General features: G+C 63.7%; 6 protein-coding genes. 5 read left to right on the top strand and 1 reads right to left on the bottom strand.

Going from position 1 to position 22,752, the window contains the following annotated elements:
- Positions 1-9: 9 nt before the first annotated feature.
- Positions 10-1,005: a hypothetical protein gene (locus tag HNP52_RS02840; protein ID WP_184162190.1), complete on the bottom strand. Its 996-nt coding sequence runs from the start codon at positions 1,003-1,005 to the stop codon at positions 10-12.
- A 356-nt stretch (positions 1,006-1,361) separates the two neighbouring features.
- Between HNP52_RS02840 and HNP52_RS02835 the strand changes: the two genes are divergently transcribed.
- The 5 genes from HNP52_RS02835 to HNP52_RS02815 all read left to right on the top strand — a co-directional run bounded on the left by HNP52_RS02835 (position 1,362) and on the right by HNP52_RS02815 (position 22,728).
- A complete protein-coding gene (locus HNP52_RS02835; protein WP_184162188.1) occupies positions 1,362-2,822 on the top strand; it encodes a hypothetical protein in 1,461 nt (486 codons plus the stop codon).
- Between the two features lie 11 nt (positions 2,823-2,833).
- Positions 2,834-3,697 carry a hypothetical protein gene (locus HNP52_RS02830; protein ID WP_184162185.1) on the top strand — a complete coding sequence of 288 codons (864 nt, stop codon included), beginning with the start codon at positions 2,834-2,836 and terminating at the stop codon, positions 3,695-3,697.
- A gap of 332 nt (positions 3,698-4,029) precedes the next feature.
- Positions 4,030-4,941 carry a hypothetical protein gene (locus tag HNP52_RS02825; RefSeq protein WP_184162182.1) on the top strand — a complete coding sequence of 304 codons (912 nt, stop codon included), beginning with the start codon at positions 4,030-4,032 and terminating at the stop codon, positions 4,939-4,941.
- 955 nt (positions 4,942-5,896) lie between these two features.
- Complete coding sequence (locus HNP52_RS02820; RefSeq protein ID WP_184162179.1) at positions 5,897-22,219, top strand: cadherin domain-containing protein; 16,323 nt, start codon at positions 5,897-5,899, stop codon at positions 22,217-22,219.
- An 11-nt stretch (positions 22,220-22,230) separates the two neighbouring features.
- Positions 22,231-22,728, top strand: a complete 498-nt coding sequence (locus HNP52_RS02815) for a toxin-activating lysine-acyltransferase (RefSeq protein WP_221416083.1) — start codon at positions 22,231-22,233, stop codon at positions 22,726-22,728.
- The last annotated feature ends 24 nt before the right edge of the window (positions 22,729-22,752 follow it).

Raw genomic sequence — 22,752 nt, 5'->3', positions numbered from 1 at the left:
GCGGCCGGCTCAGTCCTCGTCGATGCCGGCGGGGGCCGTCCCCATGGTGTCGTCCGACATGATGCCCGTGGGGATCCGGATTCCCCAGGGCGTGTCCTCGTCTTCCTCTTCCTTCAGCAGCTTCAGGATCTCGCCGATATCCTGGATGCGCTGCTCGATGTCTTCGATCGCCTCGAACTTGCGGGCGCCGAAGAGCTTGGCCCAGTCGGGCAGCTCCTTGCCGGCATGCTCGCCTCCCGCGATCCGTCGGCAGTAGATGCGATAGGCATAGGGGCCGCCGTCATAGTCGGACGTTCCCAGTCGCAGTCCCATAAGGTCCCATGAGGCCTCGTGCCGGCGCGAACGCAGGATCGATGTGCGAAGACGGCCCGAATTGTCCGGCCTGCCGACCGCCTGGACGACGTCATCGACGGCGAATACGAATCCCTCCACCGTCGGCTCCCGCGTCCCCGGATGTTTGCTGTCCGTCGCGAAGCGGCAGAGCCGGTTGACCCGCGGGAAGATGTCGAGGCGGGATATCAGGATGTGCCCTTCCCGATCGAGGCGGACGAGGGCGTAGACGCCGGCATGGCGCTCGCTGAAGTGCCTTTGCTTGTGGTCATCGTCGAGTTGAAGATTGACCACGAAGGCAAGCTCGGTCGGGTTCAACCCGCCCCGCTCGAGATACCCGTGAAGGCGCTGCGTGATGACGCTGCAATAGGTGGAAACCTGGTTTCGTACGCCTTCGTCCGGGTGTTTCCCGGCGAACTTCTGGCCGAAGTCGACGACTTTCGCGATCGATTCTAGCGAGATCTTCGTAGAACGCTGTGAATCCGGATTGAGAATTGCATTCACTTGGGCACGCGTCAGACCTGTCAGGCCCGGGAGGTCGTCTTTCTTCACCCGGTTTTTGTCGCCCGTCGAATTGACGGCCTTCAGGATGCGTGTCGTCAATCCCATCAGCGACTTATCGTCAATCGTAACTTCACCTGCACCAGTTGCCTGGGCATCCTCCTCTTCCAACATTGCGTTCCCCCATACGCCTAATCGGACGGTTCTACGCAAAATCGTATCGATGTCGCTATTTTTCTTAGTCACGCCGGAGTCGGGCGCAGGGCGAAGTCCCGAGTTCGCATCGCGAAGCGGGTTCCCAGCATTACCGTCCAAATTGTCGGACAGTAATACGTAGTAAGATGATCGTCGGTCGAAGATTGATTCGCTAAAAATCGGCCCAGCTAGGCTAATCTAATAATAAAGTCGATAGTATAATCGCTAATTATTGGTTAAATTAGCACCGAGCTCGAGGTAGTGGCCTCGATGCGGTCGCAAGAGCCGACCTGCAGCCCATTTGAAAATGGGGAGGGAGGCAGAAGGGGTTAACGATGGGCATCGTCTCGTTGGTGTACAGTGTCTTCGAAGGGCCGGGGGTCGCGCTCGACATCTCCGCCCTGTGGCGCAACGTCTCGCAAACCTGCGACGCGCTTGCCAAGAAGCTCCGGATTCCGCAGCGCGCGGTACCGCAGGCGCGGGTAGGCCTGCCGGCGCCGGAGGATTTGCGCCCGACCGCGATCGAGCTCGATATCCGGATGACCCATGCGCGCGAGATCGAGGTCGGCCGGCGCCGTGCGAACCGGAAGGTTCGGCGCATTCTTGCGAGCCTCCTGGGCATGACCATCGATGCGAGCGATGCCGAGCTCAAGCGCATCAAGGCCGGGCTCGCGTCCCGCATCGCGGAGGTGCTGACTGGCCTGTCGGGGCGGTTGCCCGGCCTTGCAAGCGCCAAGGTGCAGACGGAATCCGCGCTTTCGGGCTTCAAGGTGCTCAACGCCGTCCACGATGTTCCCACCGCCCGATCGGCGCTCGAGTGGTTCGCCACGACCCTGGCGACGGCGCTCGCCGAGGCGGTGGTCAACGCGCACCTGTTCAAGGGGGAGATGGGGTTTCGCGATGCGTTCAGCTTCGCGCTCGGGGTCGGCGGGGCGATCGCGCTCATCGGCATTGCCGCGGGCATCGGCTGGGCGCAATTCCGAAGGCCCCAGCTTGAGCGTCGGATCGGGGGATATGGCCTGTTCGCCGTCGCGCTGGGTGTCGTCGGCTTCTTCATGCTGGGAATCGCCCATTATCGCGAGGCGCTGGCCGACAAGAGTGCGGATGCCGCCGCAATGGCGCAGGCAACGATGGCAAGCGCCCCGTTCGCCCCGCTCACCGACACGTCGCTGATGCCCTATCTGATCCTCAACCTCGCCGGCTTCGCGCTGGTCTGCTGGAAGTCGATCTCCATGTGGGGGTTCCTGGACCTCAAGCGCCTCGAGCGCGCGGCGGCCACGGCGACCGCGCGCTTCGAGGCTGCCAAGGAGCGCGCGCGTGCGCAGTGCAATGCCGCCCGGGGCCTTGCGCTCGACATGGTCGACCGGCTGCTCAAGGTCGCGGAGGATCATGTCGAGCAGGGCGATGCGCTGACCGCGAAGGCGCAGGAGATTCGCGACGATTTTCTCGGCGACGCCAACGCGATCGCGGATGCGGCCATCGCGCGCGAACAGGATTATCGCGAGGCTGTCGAGATGGTGCATCCCAAGCGCGGCAGCTTGACCCGCTTCAATGCTGATCCGCCGCGCATCGCCGTGGTGCCCCTCGCGATCGACCCGGGCGAGACCGATGCGCAGGGCTCGCTCCTCGCGCGCCTCGCCAAGATCCGGGACGCCATGCCGATCATGACTGACGAGATCGGGACGGCGACCGACGAAGCCATTTCCAGGATCGGCGAGATGGGCGCGGCGGCCGAGGAAGCGGCGCGCAGCAACCCGCGTGGTCGGGGCGACAATATCCTTCGGTTCGGCAGGTAAGGAGATAGGTCATGGCATTTCGATCCGTCCGCTTCGACAGCGCTCCGAAAACCTCCTGGAATGCATTTCCCGGCGACCGGCCTTCTCCCTGGCGGCTGATCGTGGCCGGCGCGGCCATTGTGGCGATGCTGCTGGGTATGGCGGCCTGGTATGCAAGCGGTGCGCAGCAGGGGGATGCGACGGAGCGCGATCCCGCCACCCTGTGCCTCCTGCGGGCCCCGGCCTCGCGCGCGGAACTGACGCTGCTCGACCAGACCGACGCGCTGGCGGCGGGCGCCGGGCAGCATTTCACTCGGCTGATCAACCATGTGCGGGATACGTTGCCGCGCAACGGCCGCCTGACGATCGTTCCGTTCGGCGGCGACCTCGGCCAGCCCCTGGCCGTGGCGTTCGACATCTGCTCGCCGGGCAAGGGGGCGGAGGCCGATACGCTGAGCGAGGGAGCGGTGCGGCTCCAGCGCGATTATGAGACGCGCTTCGTCGCCCCCTTGAGCAAGGCTGCAGCCGAACTCGCGGTTCCGCGCGAGAGTAACCAGTCTCCGATCGCCGATCAGATCCTGCGCGCGGCGAACGATCCCACGATCGGGTGGCGTGGCGAGGAGCGTATCCTGAACCTCATGACCGACGGCCTCGAGAACACGCCGGCGTCGCCCATCTACACCAGCGGCAAGATCGTGTTGCCGCCGCCCCCGTCCGATCTGCTGCGCGGTGTCACGGTGAACTATTTCGAGCTCGCGAGCGCCAGGAACAGTGCGCTCCAGACGCCAGTTGTCCGTGCCGCGTGGAAGGCGTGGTTCGAGGCGGCGGGCGCCAAGGTGAACATGTATGCGCCCGGTTACGCGGTCCCGGCCTGGGGTGTGCCGGCGGAGCGGTAGGGCCTAGCCTCTTCCGTTCGATGTCTTGCCCCCCGGGCGGCTTTACGTCTGGGGGCAAGTTCTCATGACGCACGCGTCGGGAACTCGCCCGAGCGGAAAAAGATGCCCCTGTCACAAGCGGTCAAAACAGCAATCCAAAGGGTTACGGAGAAGGCGCCGAATTGGTCCTTTCTCACCGATTGACTTGTGCGAAGTGCGGCATAGGCTGCTGAGATCTATGCGATAACGAACTCAGTCGTCGCAGTCGGGGGTGTCATGCGAAGCTTGCAGGAGGGAGGCGGCGCGTTGCGCGGAAGCCTGGCGGCTGCGCTGCGCGTGGGCCGCGTGCGGCGATGAGCTTCGGGCGCGACATCTCGGTTCTGTTGTGCGTGAGTGTCGCCACGGTTGCGTTGGGCGCTTGTCGCGCGGGGCCGGCGGAGCCGCGCTCGGATCAGGCGGCGCAATCGGCGCGGCCCGAAAAGGCAACGCAGCCGGCAAAGCCCGGCCCGGACGTGGCCGAGCCTATCGATTTTGCTTCTGACTTCCATCTGAGCGACCTTTGCAAGGCTGAACTGCAGGAGATGCGGTTCAAGAAATTCCAATCGTACGACTTCATCTACGACAGTGGCCTGCCGGTAAGGGTGTCCGGCAGCTACGCCGAAGTGCTGGCAAAGGGAGCTGGCTCTGCGGCGACCATCTATGACGAGGTCGAGGCGACGATCTTCCGCGACATCGAAATCGAAGTCGAGGCGAAGCAGGCGGCGCCGCATTTCTCGTTTGATACATGGGCAATGCCGTTTGCGGTAAGCGATCATCCCTTTTCCGCGCACCGACAGCTCCGTCACCAGCGCGCCATGGGGGCGACCTTCCCTTTCCTCGACCTGGCCAGGATCCCGTTCCACGACGCGGACGACGTCGATCAGCCCTTTCCGAAGGGGAACAATTTCAGCCGCAATTTCATCTCCGTGCTCAATTTCCTCGCGACCCGGGGGGAGAATATCTGGGGGCGCGGCGATGGCTTCGATGCGCGGCAGAAGGCGCGTGAATTGCGGCTGGGCACCACTGGAACGAAGTATGAGCGCGCTCAGGTGATATCGAGTAAATTCCTCGATGTTCTCAGGAATGTACCGCCTAAAGAGAAAATAGCTATTGCATATGTGGGGGATGATATCGTCGCCCATTTGGGAAAGCCTATAATAATAGCCGCCGCCATAAGCACGATAGACGATGCTGTTGGATTTACAGAATGCACCAGGAGTAACTGATATGGGACGTCGTTTGCTTGTAGACGGTGCATTCGGTCATTTTGTTGATCTGAATAAAGTCGATTTCTCCGACGTGCAGATCCTCATGGATGCGGTCCTGCATAATGTTAACCTAGGAGCGAATGCTCAGCCGTTTAACAGCAAATGGGTGCAGGCTGTCGCGCCACTCGGCTGGTCAAATTACGATCAGTTTAAATTCCTCCTCGTTACGCTGGAAAATATTCCTCTTACTATTGGTACCGGCGATGGCTGGACTTCTGAAGATGGTGCGGGAAATTACGCGCTTGGTTTTGGGTATGATCCGCACAAGCAGAAGGCAACACTCTATGCGGACCTTCGAACGGCTGGAATCGAAATACCCAATAATCCCGGAATCATTGCGCGACTTAACAACGCAAAAAATATGGATCAGGATCAAATAAATTCCCTGATGCATGATATATTTACGGGTAAGTCGATATCTTTTGAGCAAGCTATAAAGCTATATAAGATTATTGAACCTAAATTTGAAGGTTATGTTGATAATCTATTTAAGAATCTACCGGAATCTATCGAAAGAGCTATAGCTTTTGATCTTAGATTTCAGGGGTATCTCCTTACAAAAGTTGAGCATCCCGGTAACGCCAGTGAGATATATAGACATGAACTATACAACTTAATAGATAGAGGTGATTTTGTAGGTGCTGCCGTTCATCTGGCGCTTATTGACAGTAGTTCGGCAGTTTCGGGAAATTATCAACGCAACGTCACACGGGCGCGCGTCCTGTTCTTTTCGCAGATGCTGACCGATAGCAATGCGCTCTTTGCTGATTTTACGGATTACGCTGAGGGCATGGACGCCCTGGCGGGGGCGCCGCTCAACGTTCCGGTCACAGACAAGGCCCTCCAGGCGTCTTTGAACCTTGCAACCGCTCTCCAGACGCGTTGGGCGGATATCCAGTCAGGGGGCGCTAGCTTGAGCGACCCGGCGGCAGTCAACGCCAGGAATCAGTTCCTCGCTGACGTGCTGGCACCGGGACGAGCCGTGCTGGCGGCCCATGGCTTTCAGCTCAATTCGGATCATGCCGTTTCGCTCAGCCAGGCGGCGATGGAGGCGCATGTCCCGTCGGAGCATCTGCGGCTCATTTACGGCGATCGCACCTTCGCGCCGTACGAGGTTTTCCTCGTGCCGACTGGAACGCCGAAGGAAGTCAGCGGAGGCAATTCGCTGGGCGGCCTACCGGAGCCAACCAGTGGCCAGCGCCGCGTGGTCAAGTACGATCATGATTCCGGCCAGTTCGTTACCTTCCTGACGAATTCGATCGAGGACACGCCTGCGGTCACCTTTGTGAACGGCGCGGATCGCACGCTTGCGGTGGTCGAGAGTGCACAGCTGATCACCAATTTCGAGCGCTCGGGGAACGGCTATCGGATATCCTTCCTCGATGGCGACGTGCTCACCGCGACATCGACGACGGACTCGGCGGGAGAGCATGTGCAGGTCCATTTCGTGGACCAGAATGGTGTATCTCATGACTACGAGGTGGCTCCAGATCAGCCGATCGTGGTCGGACGGACTGGAGGTCTGTTTCTAAGCGGGGGCGCCTATCAGGGCCAATGGGCCGCCAATGATTTCGAAAACATCCCGGGCCTCGATAATGCCTATGTGCTCGCCAAGATCCTCGGTCGGGCGGATGCGCCATCCGGAATGGGAGGCGATGACGGGCCGCTGCTGGAATTGAAGGACATCGTCGATCCTGACGGTCCCGTGACGTACCAGATGCGCATCAATGCCGACGGGACCAAGGAAGCGGTCACGACCTTCTACCTGAACAACGGCACGACCGGTGTCGGGGATCGTATCGTTCAGGTCACCAAGCAGACCGTATTCGAGGGGCAGGATACAACGATCTATTCGTCGGTCACGCGGACCGGCGATGATGCCACCGTGACCTATGTTCGTGAACGAGCCCCCTCGCACGAGGACATTGGTGAGGAAGATCCCAAGGTCGACATCAAGTTCGAGAACCACATCCTCACGCTCGAGCAATTCGGCTCGATCTTCGGTTCGAACATCGGCCGGTACCTGGCCGGCGACAACGTAGCGGCGCAGATCGCGCTGGGTGCGGTCCTTTCGACGGTCAGCGGCAATCTCGGCGAGCTGGCGGACGATCTCCTCAACGACGTCTATGGACTGGACGGGGTCACGCCGCTGAGCGCGGCGACCAAGGTCGACGAGGCGCTTCGCGATATCGGTAGCGAGTTCCTCCAGAACCTGAAGGCCGCGGGCGCCGGCGCGCTTTCCTCGTTCCTGCTCAGCGAGATCTTCAATGCCATCGGTATCGGCGGCGTGCCGGGTGCGCTGGGCCAGGCGGTGGGCGGCGCCTATCTGTCGGCGGCCATCGAGGCCCTGCCTGAACTCCTTGCCGGAACGAAGAGCTTCAGTGCGGTCTTCAAGGGCATCGATCCGCTTTCGATCGCCGCCTCCTGGCTCGGCAGCACGCTGGCCTCCGAAATCGCCGAATTCGATACGATCGGCGGCCAGCTCGGATCGTCGATCGGCGCAGCCGCCGGTGCGATCGCGGGCTCTGCCATCGCCATCAAGGCGCTGGGGCTTGGCACGGCGGTTGGCGGTCCTGTCGGCGCGCTGGTGGGCGCGTTCGTCGGCTTCCTTGTCGGCGGACTGATCGGATCGGTGTTCGGGGGAACGCCGCGCTCCGGCGCCGATGTGGAATGGGACGCTTCGAACAACCAGTTCATCGTCGCGAATGCCTATGCCCGCAAAGGCGGCAGCAAGGACGCTGCCAAGTCGGTTTCGGACGCAGTGGCGAACATCTACAATTCGGTGCTGCAGGCTACCGAGTCGAAGCTGCTCGCTCCGGAGAGCGTGCAGGCCGGCAACTATGGCATGCGGAAGAAGGACTGGGTCTACCGGTCGATCTCCACCCAGTCGGAATCCGCGATCGAGGCGCGATTCCATGATGCCGACGCGCTGATCGCCTATGGCGCGGCCAAGGGCCTGAAGGACATCGTCGCCAATTCCGCGGGGGGCGACGTCTTTGTGAAGCGCGCCCTGTTCAGCGCGCTGGACGCAAGCGACGGCGTGGTGGACGGCCAGCTGGGCGATGCGACCGGCAACTTCAGCGTCGAGCAGATCGTGGCGGTCATCTCGACGGCGCGCGACTATGCGATGTTCGCGGAGAACGCGAAGGTCATCGCCTCGGCGATCGCGAACGATCCCCAGAGCAATTTCGCGCTGGGCTGGGCGACCACGCTGGCGATGGCCGCGGATCTCCATCTCGACCGGCGCGGCGCGACCGACTGGATCGGCGGCTATGCGACCTGGCTCGACGAGCTCAACGACGGCCGGTTCGACGACGTCTCGGTTGCCGCCAGCGCCGTCGAGATGCGCTTCAACTTCACGACCAATGGACGCGAGTGGTTCGTCGCGAACGGCAATGGCAGCTATCGCGGGACGCTTACCGACGACATCGCCATCGACAAGCAGACGATCGTCAACGGCGCCACTGACGAGGCGACCGGCGATTTCATCGATCTTCGAACCGAGATGTTCGGCGGGCTGGACATCAAGATCGCCGCAGTGGTCTTCGCGAACGCCGGCAACGACGTCGTCCATGCCTCCGACCTGGGCGACAACGTCTTCGGCGGTGCGGGCAACGACACGCTCTATGGCGGCCGGCTCGACGACTGGCTGTTCGGCGATGACGGCGACGACACGCTCGATGCCGGCGCGGCGGCCGGCGGGCTTGGCGGCGACGGCAACTATCTCGACGGCGGCGCGGGGAACGACATCCTGCATGGCCGCGAGGGCTCGGACTGGCTCGAGGGCGGTGTCGGCACCGACATACTGACCGGCGGCGGTGGCGACGATATCCTGGCGGGCGGTGGCGGCGACGGCGACCAGATGGGCGGCGGCGCGGGCAACGATCAGTATATCGTCCGCCTCGGCGACGGCGTGGACGTCCTGGAGGAAGATGCCGCGGGCACGCCGGTGGCGCAGTCGGGCGGCGACTATGTCAGCCAGCGCTTCGCCGATCTGATCTCGGGCATCGTCAAGCGCAACTGGGTGGGCAACGCCGCCGGGGTGAACGGCACGACGATCGGCGGTGGTGAGGACGCGATCGTCTTCGGCCAGGGTATCGATATCGGCGACCTCCAGCTGTTCCGATCGAGCACCGACAGCGACGATCTCGTCATCCGGGTCATGCAGACGGTCGATGGCGTGACGAGCTTCTCGGGCACGCAGCTGACGGTCAAGGACTGGTTCTCCAACCCGTTCAAGCGCATCGAATGGCTGCGCTTCATGGACGGCAACGAAGTCCGCATCGGCGACATCACCAGCTTCATCGTCGGCAGCGCCGGCAACGACGTGCTGATCGGCACGGACGGCAATGACTTCGTCTATGGAGGCGAGGGCGACGACCAGCTGCACCTTCTCGGCGGCGACGATATCGGGAACGGCGGCTCCGGCAATGATCTGATCGCCGGGCATTCGGGACGGGACCTGCTCGTCGGTGGCCTCGGCGTCGATCAGCTGATCGGCGGCAAGGGCGCTGACGCCCTGTCGGGCGATGGCGGCGGCGACGATCTCTATGGCGGTGACGATGCCGACATCCTGTCGGGCGGTCGCGGCGACGGGGACCAGGTTGTCGGCGGCGCCGGCAACGACACCTTCAAATATGGCCGCGGCGATGGCCGGGACATGATGTTCGACGATTTCTCGGCGAACTGGGACGTTGTCTGGAGCAACGGCAACTGGAATGCGGCGGCCGGCTTCGCCTATGTCTCGGCGACCGGCGAAGTCACCGGCCCGGGCGGCACCTATCTGCGCAAGAATGTCGGCACCGCCGCTTTCCCCGACCTGCAATGGGTCGGCCGGTTCGACTATGACAGCGATACGGGCACGCTGCGCTGGTTCAATCCGCCGGCGGGCGCTCCGGTCGTGGCCAATAGCGGTGTCGACACGATAGAATTCGCGCCGGGCATCGATATCCAGGACCTGATCCTGTACCGGCCGGCCGGTTCGAACGACCTCGTCATCTCCATTGCAAGCGAGAATGCCGAGTTCGCGAGCGCGACCTCCTTCGCCGATAGCGTCACCATCAAGGACTGGTACGCGCTGCCGGGGCAGATCGAGAAGCTGGCCTTCTATCAGACGGGCATTCTCGACATTTCCGCGGGCGCGACGAATCTGATCGCGGGAACCGACGGTGCGGACGGTGTCGCCGCCACCCCGCTCTCGGGCTCGACCGCGGCCGACTGGATTACCGGCGGCGCGGGCGATGACGTGATCGCCGGTGGTGCCGGCAATGATATCCTTGCAGGCAATAGTGGAGCCGACACGCTCAAGGGCGAGGTCGGTGACGATGTCCTGTACGGCGGCGCGGGCAATGACGTGCTCGACGGCGGCACCGGCGCGGACGTGCTGGTGGGAGGCGCCGGATTCGATACCGCTTCCTATGCTTCGGCCGGAGCGGGCGTCCGCGCGTATCTGGCGAATGCCGAACTCAATATCGGCGACGCCGCGGGCGACAGCTATTCGAGCATCGAGAATCTGAGCGGCGGCGGCGGGGCCGACCTGCTCGGCGGCGACGCGGGCGACAACGAGCTCAGCGGCAGCCAGGGCGACGACACGCTGTGGGGCGGCGCGGGCGACGACAGCTATATCTGGAATGTCGGGGACGGCGCCGACACGATCCGCGACGCCAGCTTCGCCATGGAGGAAGCCGTTACCGCGGCCGGCGCGCTTGCCAGCGGCTATTCCCAGACCCTCTGGGAAGCGACCGACATCCTGCAGCCCGGCTATGAGGACCGCTATTACTGGCACCTGCAGATCACCGGCCCGAACGGCGAGATCGTATATGATTATGATCTTTTCGCGCCGAACAATGCGAGCGCGACGCAGCCCGACCCCCAGCCGGCAAGCTATCACCAGGCAGGCTGGCTCGGCGGCTTCGCCCGGACCAACGGCCAGCAGGTAACCCGCGCGCATTTCGACGCGTCGATCGATGCGGGCGACGATATCCTCGAATTCGGCGCGGGGATCAGCCTCAGCGACCTGAGCTTCCTCGTCAGCGGCAGCGACCTCATCGTCCGCTTTGGCGGCCTGGCGACCAGCCAGGTCACGATCAAGGACCATTTCACCGCCAATAGCCGGATCGAGACGCTCCAGTTCCGCGACGGTCTGTCCGTATCGCTGGCCAGCATCCTGACCGCGACCGACGGAAACCTGCTTGCCGGTACCGCCGGCGACGACCTGATGATGGGCCAGGCCGGTGCACTGGCCGACCTGCTGGACGGCGGTGCGGGCAACGATGTGCTGAGCGGCGGCGCGGGTGCCGACACCCTGCGGGGCGGCGACGGCGACGATGTGCTCGAAGGCGGCGCGGGCGCCGACCTGCTCGAGGGCGGCGGCAATTCCGCCTCGAGCGTGAAGGGATGGGGAGACACCGCCCGGTACGTACGCTCGACGGCGGCGGTGCGGGTCGATCTGAACAAGACCACCGCCCAGGCGGGGGGCGATGCCGCCGGCGACATCCTGGTCGGCATCGAGAACCTCACGGGTTCGGCATTCGGCGATACGCTGACCGGCAACGACAGTGCCAATGTGATCGACGGGCTCGATGGCAGCAACATCATCTATGGCAGGGGCGGCGACGACGTCCTGATCGGCGGCAGCGGCAGCGACAACATCTACGGCGATCAGGGCGACGACAACATCTCTGGCGGTGATGGCGGCGACAACCTCAACGGCGGCGACGGCAAGGACCTGCTGTCCGGTGGGGACGGCGGCGACTCCATTTATGGCGATGCGGGCGAGGACGTGCTCACCGGCGGCGAAGGCAGCGACAGCCTTTACGGCGGAGACGACGACGACAACATCAGCGGCGGCGGCGGCGTCGACTGGATCGATGGCGGCAACGGCAACGACACGATCTCGGGCGGTGCTGGCGCGGACACGCTTTCCGGCGGCGACGGCGATGACCTCTATATCTTCGAAGCGGCCTTCGGTGCCGACACGGTCATCGATTTCGGCGGCCAGAACCGGATCCTGTTCGCTGCGGAAGTGAGCCTCGAGACGCTCTGGTTCGCACGGGTCGGCAACAACCTGCAGATCACCGTCATCGGCACGACGGACCGCGTCACGCTCCAGAATTATTTCGCACCCTCCTGGCCGACCCTGATGGGAGAGGTGTCGACACAGACGCACACGCTCTTCCTCGGCCACGCACAGCCGCTCGTCAGCGCGATGACTGCGATCTCCGCGGCATCCCCGCCGGCGGTGATGCCGGAGTCGATCGTCGCGATGCTCGCGGAATATTGGCACGCCGGTGGCAAGGCCAAGCCCCAGGCCGCGCCGATCACGCTGACCGTCGACGAGGACAGCGCTTCCGCGCTCACCTCGGTCGCGGCGGTGGATCACGACGACAACATCACGAGCTATGTGCTCGGCACGTCGCCGGCCAATGCCCAGGTCACGCTCAATCCGCAGACTGGCCAGTTCGTCTACACGCCTGTTGCGGATTTCACCGGCAAGGACAGCTTCTCGATCCTGGTGAAGGATGCGGACGGCAACACGACCGAAGTGCCGGTGACCGTTGTCGTCCAGCCGGTGAACGATGCGCCGCGCGACGTGCGGCTCGTTGCGGGCGAAGCCCTTGAAGTCATCGAAGGCGCACTGGTCGACAGCCCGATCGCCCGGTTCGTGGCGACGGATATCGAAGGCGATGCGCTCACCTTCTCGCTGACCGACGACGCCGAGGGGCGGTTCGACATCACCGGCGACGGCCAGTTGATCCTGCGTAACCCAGGGGGCCTCGATTTCGAGACCCAACCTTCGCATGCCATCGGCGTGCGTGTCGTCGATTCCCGCGGCGCGATCGTGACGCGGAATTTCACGGTCACGGTTCTCGACGGGAACGAAGGCGTGACGATGGCTCCCGTCGAGCCCATGCATATCGACGAGAATCTCGCGGCGGGAGCCGCGGTAGGATCGGTCGCCGCGATCGATCTCAACAGCCCGGGCGGGTCTTCCGACCAGCTCCGATATTATTTCTACTATTCCGGCGGGGCCTATGCGACCTCCGCGGACGGGCGCTACGCCATCGACGCGGTGAGCGGCGCAATCAGCACGGCAGCCCCCCTCAACTTCGAGGAAGGCGAGTCCAGCAGCGCCTACAGGATCGTGGCGCGCAACAACCAGGGCAATCCGGGTTTCGCGCAGGCGATGGTGACGGTGACGATCAACATCGGCGATGTGAACGAGCCCAACTCGATGCCATCCAGCTATGCGATGCAGGTGGCCGAGAACCAGGCGATCGGCGTAGTGGTCGGCGAGGTGCTGGCGAGCGACCCTGACATCGGCAGCGTATCACTGGGCGGGCAGCGCTATTATTTCCTCCACCAGGGCGTCGTCAGCGCGACGTCGTTCGATGGCCGCTTCACGATCGACGCCATCACCGGGCGCATCAAGACCGCGATGGACCTCGATTTCGAGGGCATGACCAGCGGCGAATATATCGTCGCGGCGCGCGACAATCTGGGTGCTGGCGGCTTTACCGAGATAACGACGACGGTCACGATCGGCATCACGGACGTGAACGAAGCGAACAGCTTGCCTGCCGACCATCTGCTGAGCGTCGCCGAGAACAATGCGCCCGGCAAGCAGGTGGGCACCATCGTCGCGAGCGATCCCGACCACAGCGGCAGTGCCTTCAGCCAGCAGCGCTATTACTTCTCCAGAGACGGGGGCGTGAGTGCGACGTCGTTCGACGGACGCTTCACCATCGATGCCGTATCCGGCATCATCAAGACCGCGACGACGTTCGATTTCGAGGCGGAGGCAGCTCCGACGGACTATGTCGTCATTGCCCGCGACAATCAGGGCGCTGCCGGCTACAACCAGACCAGCTCGACCGTACGGATCGGCATCACCGACGCCAACGAGCCGAACAGCATGCCGGGCAGCTACGCGATGAGCGTGGCCGAGAATGTCGATATCGGCACGGCGTTGGGCCAGGTCTCGGCGAGTGACGTGGACGGTTCCGGAAGCGCCGGAAGCCAGCAGCGCTATTATTTCCTCAACAATGGCGAGGCGAGCGGCACGTCGATCGACGGCCGCTACACGGTCGATGCCATCACCGGCGTGATCAAGACGGCGGCGGCGATCGATTTCGAAGCCGTGCCCGAGCCGATTGCCTACACCGTGGTGGCGCGGGACAATCTCGGCGAGGGCGCCTATAATCAGGTCACGAGTACCGTCACGATCACGGTCGAAGACCGGAACGATCCGAACTGGCTGCCGGCCGATATCGAAGTGCGCTTCGCGGAGAACCAGGCGGGGATCGTCGGCACGGTGGTGGCAACCGACGGCGATCTTGGCGGGTCGGTATTCGCGCAGCAGGAATATTTCTTCATCAACAACGGCGTATGGAGCCTGTGGTCGTTCGATGGGCGCTACGTGATCGATGCGGTGGGCAATATCCGGCTGATCAACGCGCTTAACTACGAAACCGAGTCCGGCCCCAGGACCTATACCGTGGGCGCATTGGACCATGGCGGTGATACCGGGATCACCAATCTGACGACCTCGCAGGTCAAGATCGTCATCACCGATGCCAACGAGGCGCCGACCGCGATCAACTTCACGCCTTCGATCACCAGCCTGGCCGAACGCGACCATGTTGCCACCAACACGACCTTGCCCGCGATCGAGATCGGAACGGTCTCGGTGACCGATCCCGACATCGAGGGAGCCAACAACAGCTACACCTATTCGGTGCAAGACGAGCGGTTTGAAGTCGTCGGCAATGTCGTGCGCCTGAAGATGGGCGCGGCGGTAAACTACGAGGCGGGTCAGACCATCGGCCTGACCATCACGGCCAAGGATGTGAATAGCCCGTTCAAGATCGCCAAATCCTGGAATATCTCGATTGCGGACCTGCCCGATATTTTCGAGGGCACCACCGGCAATGATACGCTGCGCGGTCAGAGCGGCGCGGATCGGATATTCGGCTTCGGTGGTCGCGACACCATCTTCGGCGACGCGGGCAACGACTGGATCGAAGGCGGCGCCGGCGATGACTGGGCTGCCGGCGAGGACGGCAACGACATATTGTATGGCGGCGACGGTACCGACCAGCTGATGGGCGGCCGCGGCAATGACATCCTCTATGGCGGGAACGTCGACGGCAACGATCTCAATGACGGCTATGACATGCTGCTCGGCGACGACGGCGATGACATAATGTATGGCGGCGCCGGCAACGATTTCCTGTCCGGCGGCAATGGTGCCGACCAGTTCTTCGGCGGCGCCGGCAACGACACGGCCCAATATGGCGACTGGGTGGTCAACATGCCCGCCCTGGTGGTGGATCTCGAGAACAACGCCGCCAATGCAGGCTCGGCAGCCGGGGATGTCTACGACAGCATCGAATCGGTCATGGCCACGAACAGCGACGACACGGTGCTGGGCGACGGCCAGAGCAACACTCTGTGGGGGCGTAACGGCGACGACATGCTGCGCGGCCGTGGCGGCAACGATACATTGCGGGGCGGCGCCGGCAACGACACGCTGTACGGCGATGACGGCGACGACATGCTGGTCGGGGAAGACGGCGACGACATCATCTGGGGTGGCTCCGGCAACGACACGCTGCTCGGTGGCGCCGGCGTCGACACGCTCTACGCGGAGAGTGGCGACGATTTCCTCGATGGCGGGGCGGGCAACGACATCCTCAATGGCGGGGTCGACAACGACACCTACATCGTCACGCGGAGCTCCGAAGCCGACACGATCTATAACTACGATCCGTCGGGCGACGATATCGATGTGCTGGGTTTCCAGGACTTTGTGCGCATCCAGGACAAGGATCTGTGGTTCGAGCAGGTCAATGACGACATGCGGGTCAGCGTGATCGGCACTACGTCGAGTGTACTGATCAAGGACTGGTATCTGATCTCGGACGCGCAGAGCCGGGCCAATTACCGGATCGACTTCATCATCGCCGACGTGCGCTATACCAGCGAGGTGAACGTCGACGGGCTGATCGCCCTGATGGCGACCAAGACCAAGCCGACCACGGTGGCCCAGCGCGATGCGCTGATGGAGGATCTCAACTATCGGGTGGAATGGGCCACCTATTGGGGCGTCAACGCGCCGCCGGTGATCGAGGCCATCCCCGACAAGGAGATGAACGAAAGCGGCGATCTGACCTTCACCGTGACGGCGACGGATGACATCACCCCGGATGCCGGGGTGCAGGTCACCGCCGAGGCGATCGGGACTCAGTCGCTGATCGATCCCGAGGGGCTTGTCCTCGGCCTCGCCAATTCGCAGGGCCAGCGCACCCTCACCATCTCGCCCAAGGACTATGCCAGCGGCACGGTTACGATCCGGATCGTCGCCAAGGATGCCGGCGGCGTGACGTCGACCGAGGAGTTCCAGCTCACCATCAAGCCGAAGGCGGACAAGCCCACGATCGCGCTTCTCTCCGGGGGGTCGGGGACGTCGGGCCAGGGCGGGATTGCTCTCACGATCGACGTCAATTTCCCCGATACCGACGGGTCCGAGACCCAGGAAATCTGGGTTGCCGGCGTGCCGGCGGGCGTGACGCTCAGCGCCGGGGCGTTCGATGCGGTGAACAATGTCTGGAAGCTGCCGGCGGACCAGGCCGATGGCCTGAAGGTGATCGCGCCGGCCGGGTGGAGCCAGGACCTCCTGCTCACCGTGACCGCCCGTGCGTCCGAGGGCGGAACGCTGGCGGTGTCCGATGCCGTCCAGACGACAATTGCCATCAATGCCTCTCCGGCGAACCTAGTCTTCACCGGCTCGGTGAGCGAGAATGCGGCGAACGCGACCGTGGTCGGAATGGTAAGCGCTGTCGATCCGGACTCTGGCGACGTCATCACCTATGAGCTGAAGGATGATGCGGGCGGGCGTTTCGCGCTGTTCGGCCGCGAGCTCAGGGTCGCCAACAACGGTCTGCTCAACTCCGAGAATGCCGGCTCGCACACGATCGTCATCCGCGCGACGGACCAGCTTGGCGCCTATGTCGAGCAGACTTTCACGATCGCGGTCAACGACGTCAACGAAGCCAACAGCCTGTCGTCGCGCCTGGCGATGAGCGTGGTCGAGAATGTCGCGGTGGGGACGCTGGTCGACACGGTGCACGCCACCGATACCGATGGCGCGGGGACCGCGTTCGGGCAGCAGCGCTATTATTTCGTCAAGGACGGCGTGGCGAGCGGAACGTCCTTCGACGGGCGCTACACGATCGACGCGATATCCGGCGCGGTCCGGACCGCGGCGGCGCTCAACTATGAGGGCGGCCCGGCCAGCATGACCTACACGGTCGTCGCGCGCGACAATCAGGGGAACGGCCCGTATAACGAGGTGTCGTCGCAGCTCACCATCGATGTGACCAACCTCAACGAAGCCAACAGCCTGCCGGCGGAGCTGGCGATGAGCGTGGCCGAGAATGTTCCGGTCGGCGCCAGCGTCGGCACGGTGGTGGCTAGCGATCTCGATGCGGTCGGCGTGCTGTTCGGGCAGCAGCGCTATTATTTCCTCAACGACGGGGTCGCGAGTGACACGTCCGCGGACGGGCGCTACGCTATCGATGCGGTCTCCGGGGTCATCCGGACCGCGGTGACCATGAACTTCGAGATGGAGACCGGGAGCCGGAGCTACATCGTGGCCGCGCGCGACAACCAGGGCGCCGCGGGCTATAACCAGGCGACCTCGACGGTGACCATCAGCGTCACCGACGTGAACGAGGCCAATGCCATTCCCGAAAGCTACGCGATGGGCGTGGTCGAAGGGACGGCGGCCGGCACCAGTGTCGGCGCCGTGGCAGCCAGCGACATCGACGGCAGCGGCATGCCGTTCGGCCAGCAGCGCTACTATTTCCTCCACCAGGGAGTGGCGAGCGCGACATCGTTCGACGATCGCTACACGATCGATGCGCTGAGCGGCGTCATCCGGGTCAAGACGGGGCTCGACTTCGAGGCGGGGACGACCAACGTCGCCTACACCGTTGCCGCCCGCGACAATCAGGGCGCGGCGGGGTACAATCAGGTCACCTCGACGGTCAGCATCGCCATCGCCGACGCCAATGAGGCGAACAGCCTGTCGAACTACGCGATGAACGTGGCCGAGAATGTCGCGAGCGGTACGACCGTCGGGACGGTGAAGGCCGGCGACCTGGATGCGCCGGGGAGCATGTTCGGGCAGCAGCGCTACTATTTCATCAAGGACGGCGTGGTGAGCGCCACCTCCCATGACGGGCGCTATGCGATCGATGTCGTGACGGGAGTGATCCGGACGGTGGCGACGGTCGATTTCGAGACCGAGACGGTCGCGAATACCTCTTACATGATTGCCGCGCGCGACAATCAGGGGGCGGCCGGCTATAATCAGGCGACCTCGACGGTGACCATCGGCGTCACCGACGCGAACGAAGCCAACTCCCTCCCGCTGGCCTATGCGATGAGCGTGGCGGAGAACCTCGCGATCGGCACCACCGTCGGCACGGTCGCGGCCGGCGATGTGGACCGCCCGAGCGCGGCATTCGGCCAGCAGCGCTATTACTTCCTGAACAATGGTGCGGTCAGCGCGACCTCGCATGACGGGCGCTACACCATCGATGCGATCACCGGCGTCATCAAGACCGCGATCGCACTGGATTTCGAGCTCGGCACTCCCAGCGGCGAATATACGGTCGCGGCGCGCGATAATCTGGGCAACCCCGGCTATACCCAGTCGACTTCCATCGTCACGATCGGTGTCGTCGACGTGAACGAGGCGAACAGCCTGCCCGGCGCCTATGCGATGAGCGTGGCGGAGAACCTCGCCGGCGGCGCGGTGGTCGGCACCGTCTCGGCCTATGACGTCGACAAGGCCGGCACCGCCTTTGGCCAGCAGCGCTATTATTTCCTCGACCAGGGCGTTGCGAGCGGCACCTCGAGCGACGGCCGCTACACGATCGACGCCATCAGCGGCGTCATCAAGACCGTTGCCGCGATGAACTTCGAGGCCGGGCCGGTATCGACAGCCTATACGGTGATCGCCCGCGACAATCAGGGCGCGGCCGGCTACCGGCAGGCCAGCTCTGTGGTCACGATCGCGCTGGCGGACGTCAACGAAGCCAACAGCGTGGCGTCGGCGCTGGCGATGGAGGTGTTCGAGAACGAACCCATCGGTACCGATATCGCCCAGGTGGTGGCGAGCGACATTGACGGCCCCGCGAGCGTGGCGGGGCAGCAGCGCTACTACTTCCTGAACAACGGCGTCGCGAGCAGCACGTCGAGCGATGGCCGTTTCTCGATCGATGCGGTCACCGGCATGGTCAAGACTGCAGCGGCGCTCAACTTCGAGACGATGTCGGCCAGCGTCTATACGGTTGCCGTGCGCGACAACCAGGGCGGGGCGGGATATAATCAGGTCACCTCGACGCTGACGATCGGCCTGAAGAACAGGAACGAGGCCCACAGCGTCGCCTCGGATTCCACCTTCCTGGCCGAGGGCGCATCCCCCGGGCCGCTCGTCCCGATCGCCGGGCTGGACCTGGTGCTGAGCGATGTCGATGCGACCACGCCCAACATCACCTGGACCTTCGCGGACGGCAGCGACGAGGCATATGGGATGTTCGTCATCGATCCGACGACGGGCAAGATCAGCCTCAAGAACGCCTCGGTCGACTATGAGAGCCTGATCGCGGTCTATGAGTGGCGCGATGTCTGGGTGGAGGATCCCGACGCGGGCGGGCACTATGAGTCCCAGCAGGTCTTCGTGGGCAATGATCCCTCGCGGGCGGTGTTCAACCTCGAGGTGTCGGCCAGCGACGGCCAGTTCACCAGCAACGCGATTGCGACGATCACCGTCACCGATCAGCCCGAAGCGCCGGTGCTGTCCGGCCCGAACCATTTCACCATCCGCGACGATCAGGCGGAAGGCGATTTCGGCTGGCTCTACGCCTATGATCCCGACAATGGCAGCACCAACATCACCTTCCAGCTCACCAACCTGATCAAGCGCGAGTACGAGATCTCGTCGGGCAGCAGCGAGGATGTCGACAACGGGTATCCCGACGTCTTCGTGACGTCCAACGGGCACCTTTCCTTCACCGTGCCCAATGACGGCGAATGGGAAGGCGGGGTGCGCGACCATCCGGTGCTCGGCGGACGGCGCTATTTCTATCTCGACTACAAGTTCACGCTCGTCATGACGGATAGCTCGGGCACGGTCGGCACCACCGACCTGACCATCACCTTCCTCAAGCACGACACCAACAGCGTTCCCCCGATCGTCCTCGATCTGGACGGGGACGGCATCGAGCTGGTCAGCGCGCCGGACTCGCCGATCTATTTCGACATGGATCTCGACGGTATCGGCGACCAGACCGGCTGGGTGGGCAGCGACGATGGCTTCCTGGCGCTCGATCGCAACGGCAACGGCATCATCGACGACGCCAGCGAGATCTCGTTCGCATCCGATGCCGAAGGCGCCATGTCCGATCTCGAGGGGCTTCGCGCGTTCGACAGCAACGCGAACGGCTTCCTCGATGCAGGCGATGCGCGCTTCGGCGAATTCCGCGTGTGGCGCGATGCCAACCAGGACGGGATCAGCCAGGCGAGCGAACTCCTCACCCTGGCGCAGCTGGGCATCGTCCAGATCAACCTGTCACTCGATCTTACGGGGGCGGAGCCCGGCGAGGTCGAGAACACGATCTACGGCACGACGCAATATCTGCGCGCCGACGGGACGACGGGAACCGTCGGTGACGTCTTCCTCGTCTATGATCCGTCCAAGCCGCGGGACATCGCGGCGCCGGTGATCCTCGATTTCGACGGGGACGGTGCCGGGCTGGTATCGCTGGCCGGCAGCACGACGCGCTTCGACATGGACGGCGATGGTGCGCTGGAGCGAACCGGGTGGATCGAATCGGGCGATGCGTTCCTGGCGCTCGATCGCAACGGCGACGGGAAGATCTCCGGCATTTCGGAAATCTCGTTCGTCGGGGATCTGGCCGGGGCGAAGACCGACCTTGAGGGCCTCAAGGCGTTCGACAGCAACGGCGACGGCGCGTTGACGGCGCTCGATGCGCGCTTCGCGGAATTCAAGCTGTGGTTCGATACGAACTCGAACGGCGTTTCCGATGCCGGCGAGATCCGCAGCCTCGCCGAGGCGGATATCGTCTCGATCAACCTCAGCTCGACGGCTGCGGATCAGGCCGGGGCCAATGGCAATGTGATCTACGGCATCGGCAATTTCATGCGGAGCAACGGAACGGTCGGCAGGCTGTTCGACGCCGGGCTCAGCTTCGAGAATGCCGGCAACGATCCCGGCACGAGCATGAAGCCGGCCATGACCGAGGACAGTTTCGACTGGAAATCGGGCAAGACCCGCATCGGCGCGGCGAACGGACAGCTGATCGTCCGCCCGCGCAACGCTTCGACGATGTACGATCCGGGCGCCGGCGCCATGGCCGCTGCGACCTATATCCACCTCCGCGACAAGACGATCGGCATGCTGGGCGCGTTCGTCCTCGATCTCGACGGCGACGGGATGGACCTCGAGCATCAGGTGAATTCGGACGCGTCGTTCGACATGGACGGCAATGGCGCGCGCGACAACACGGGCTGGGTCGCGCGGGGAGACGGCTTCCTGGTCATCGACCGCGACAATGACGGGCTGATCACCAGCGGCGCCGAGCTTTCCTTCCTGGGCGAGAAGGCCGGTGCCCGCACCAATCTCGAGGGGCTGGCTGCGCTCGACAGCAACAAGGACGGCAAGATCACCGCGGCGGACACGCGCTTCGGCGAGCTCAAGGTGTGGTTCGACGCGAACTATAATGGCCGCAGCGACGAAGGGGAGCTCCGGTCGCTCAGCGACTTCTCCATCACCGAGATCCGCACCAGCGGCATCGCAACCAGCGTCGCGAACCAGAAAATGGGCTCGAACGTCCTGATGTCGACGGCGTTGTTCACGCAGAACGGCAAGACGCGCACGATGGGCGACGTGGCCTTTGCCTTCTCGCCCTCGGCCGACCTGCAGTCCGCGGTGCCCGCGCAGAATCTGCAATGGCCGCAGGAACTGGATGCGCCGGATGGCCTGTCGCGCGAAGAAGCCGGGGATGGCGCCGATCTTCTCGACACGCGGCTCGCGTTGATGCGACAAGCGATGAGCGGGTTCGGCGCGGGCTCGTCCGCCGAGATGCGTCTCGAACGGGCCGGTATCGCGCCGGCATATGATTTCTATGCCGCAACCGCGGCATGACAGAGAAGACCATGGAACAGATGACTACGCCTCCTACCGTCAGCCACCTCCTGGGCGAGATGACCTGGCTGCTCACCCAGTCGCCGCTGCACCGCGGCCTTGCGATCGGCGATCTCGAATGGCTGGTGATGCCGGCGTTGCTCAACGAGCAGTTCTACATCTTCCGCGACGGCGATCGGCCCGTGGGCCTGGCGCTATGGGCCAGGACCACCGCGGAGGGCGAGGCCAAGCTGCAGCGCGGCATGATCGAGCCGGAGAACCGGCTGACCATGGACGAATGGAGCAAGGGAGACCGCCTCTGGCTGGTCGATCTCATCGCGCCCTTCGCCGATGCGACCAATCGCCATCTCGAGATCATGATCGCGGATCTCATCGCCAAGCCGTTGCGCGGCCAGGCCTTCAATCTCCACCGCACCGATCTCGAGACGGGCGTGCGCTCCGTTCAGCGGATCGAGGCGGATGCGGGAGACCGGCTGGTCGAGGCGATCGCGGCGCAGCTCAAGGAATAGCTGCATACCCTGGTTCCAGGGCGC

Source organism: Sphingomonas kyeonggiensis, assembly GCF_014204495.1.
In the GTDB taxonomy this organism is placed as follows: domain Bacteria; phylum Pseudomonadota; class Alphaproteobacteria; order Sphingomonadales; family Sphingomonadaceae; genus Sphingomonas; species Sphingomonas kyeonggiensis_A.
Note: the sequence above shows the minus strand (reverse complement) of the source record. Positions and strands in the feature narration are given on the sequence as shown.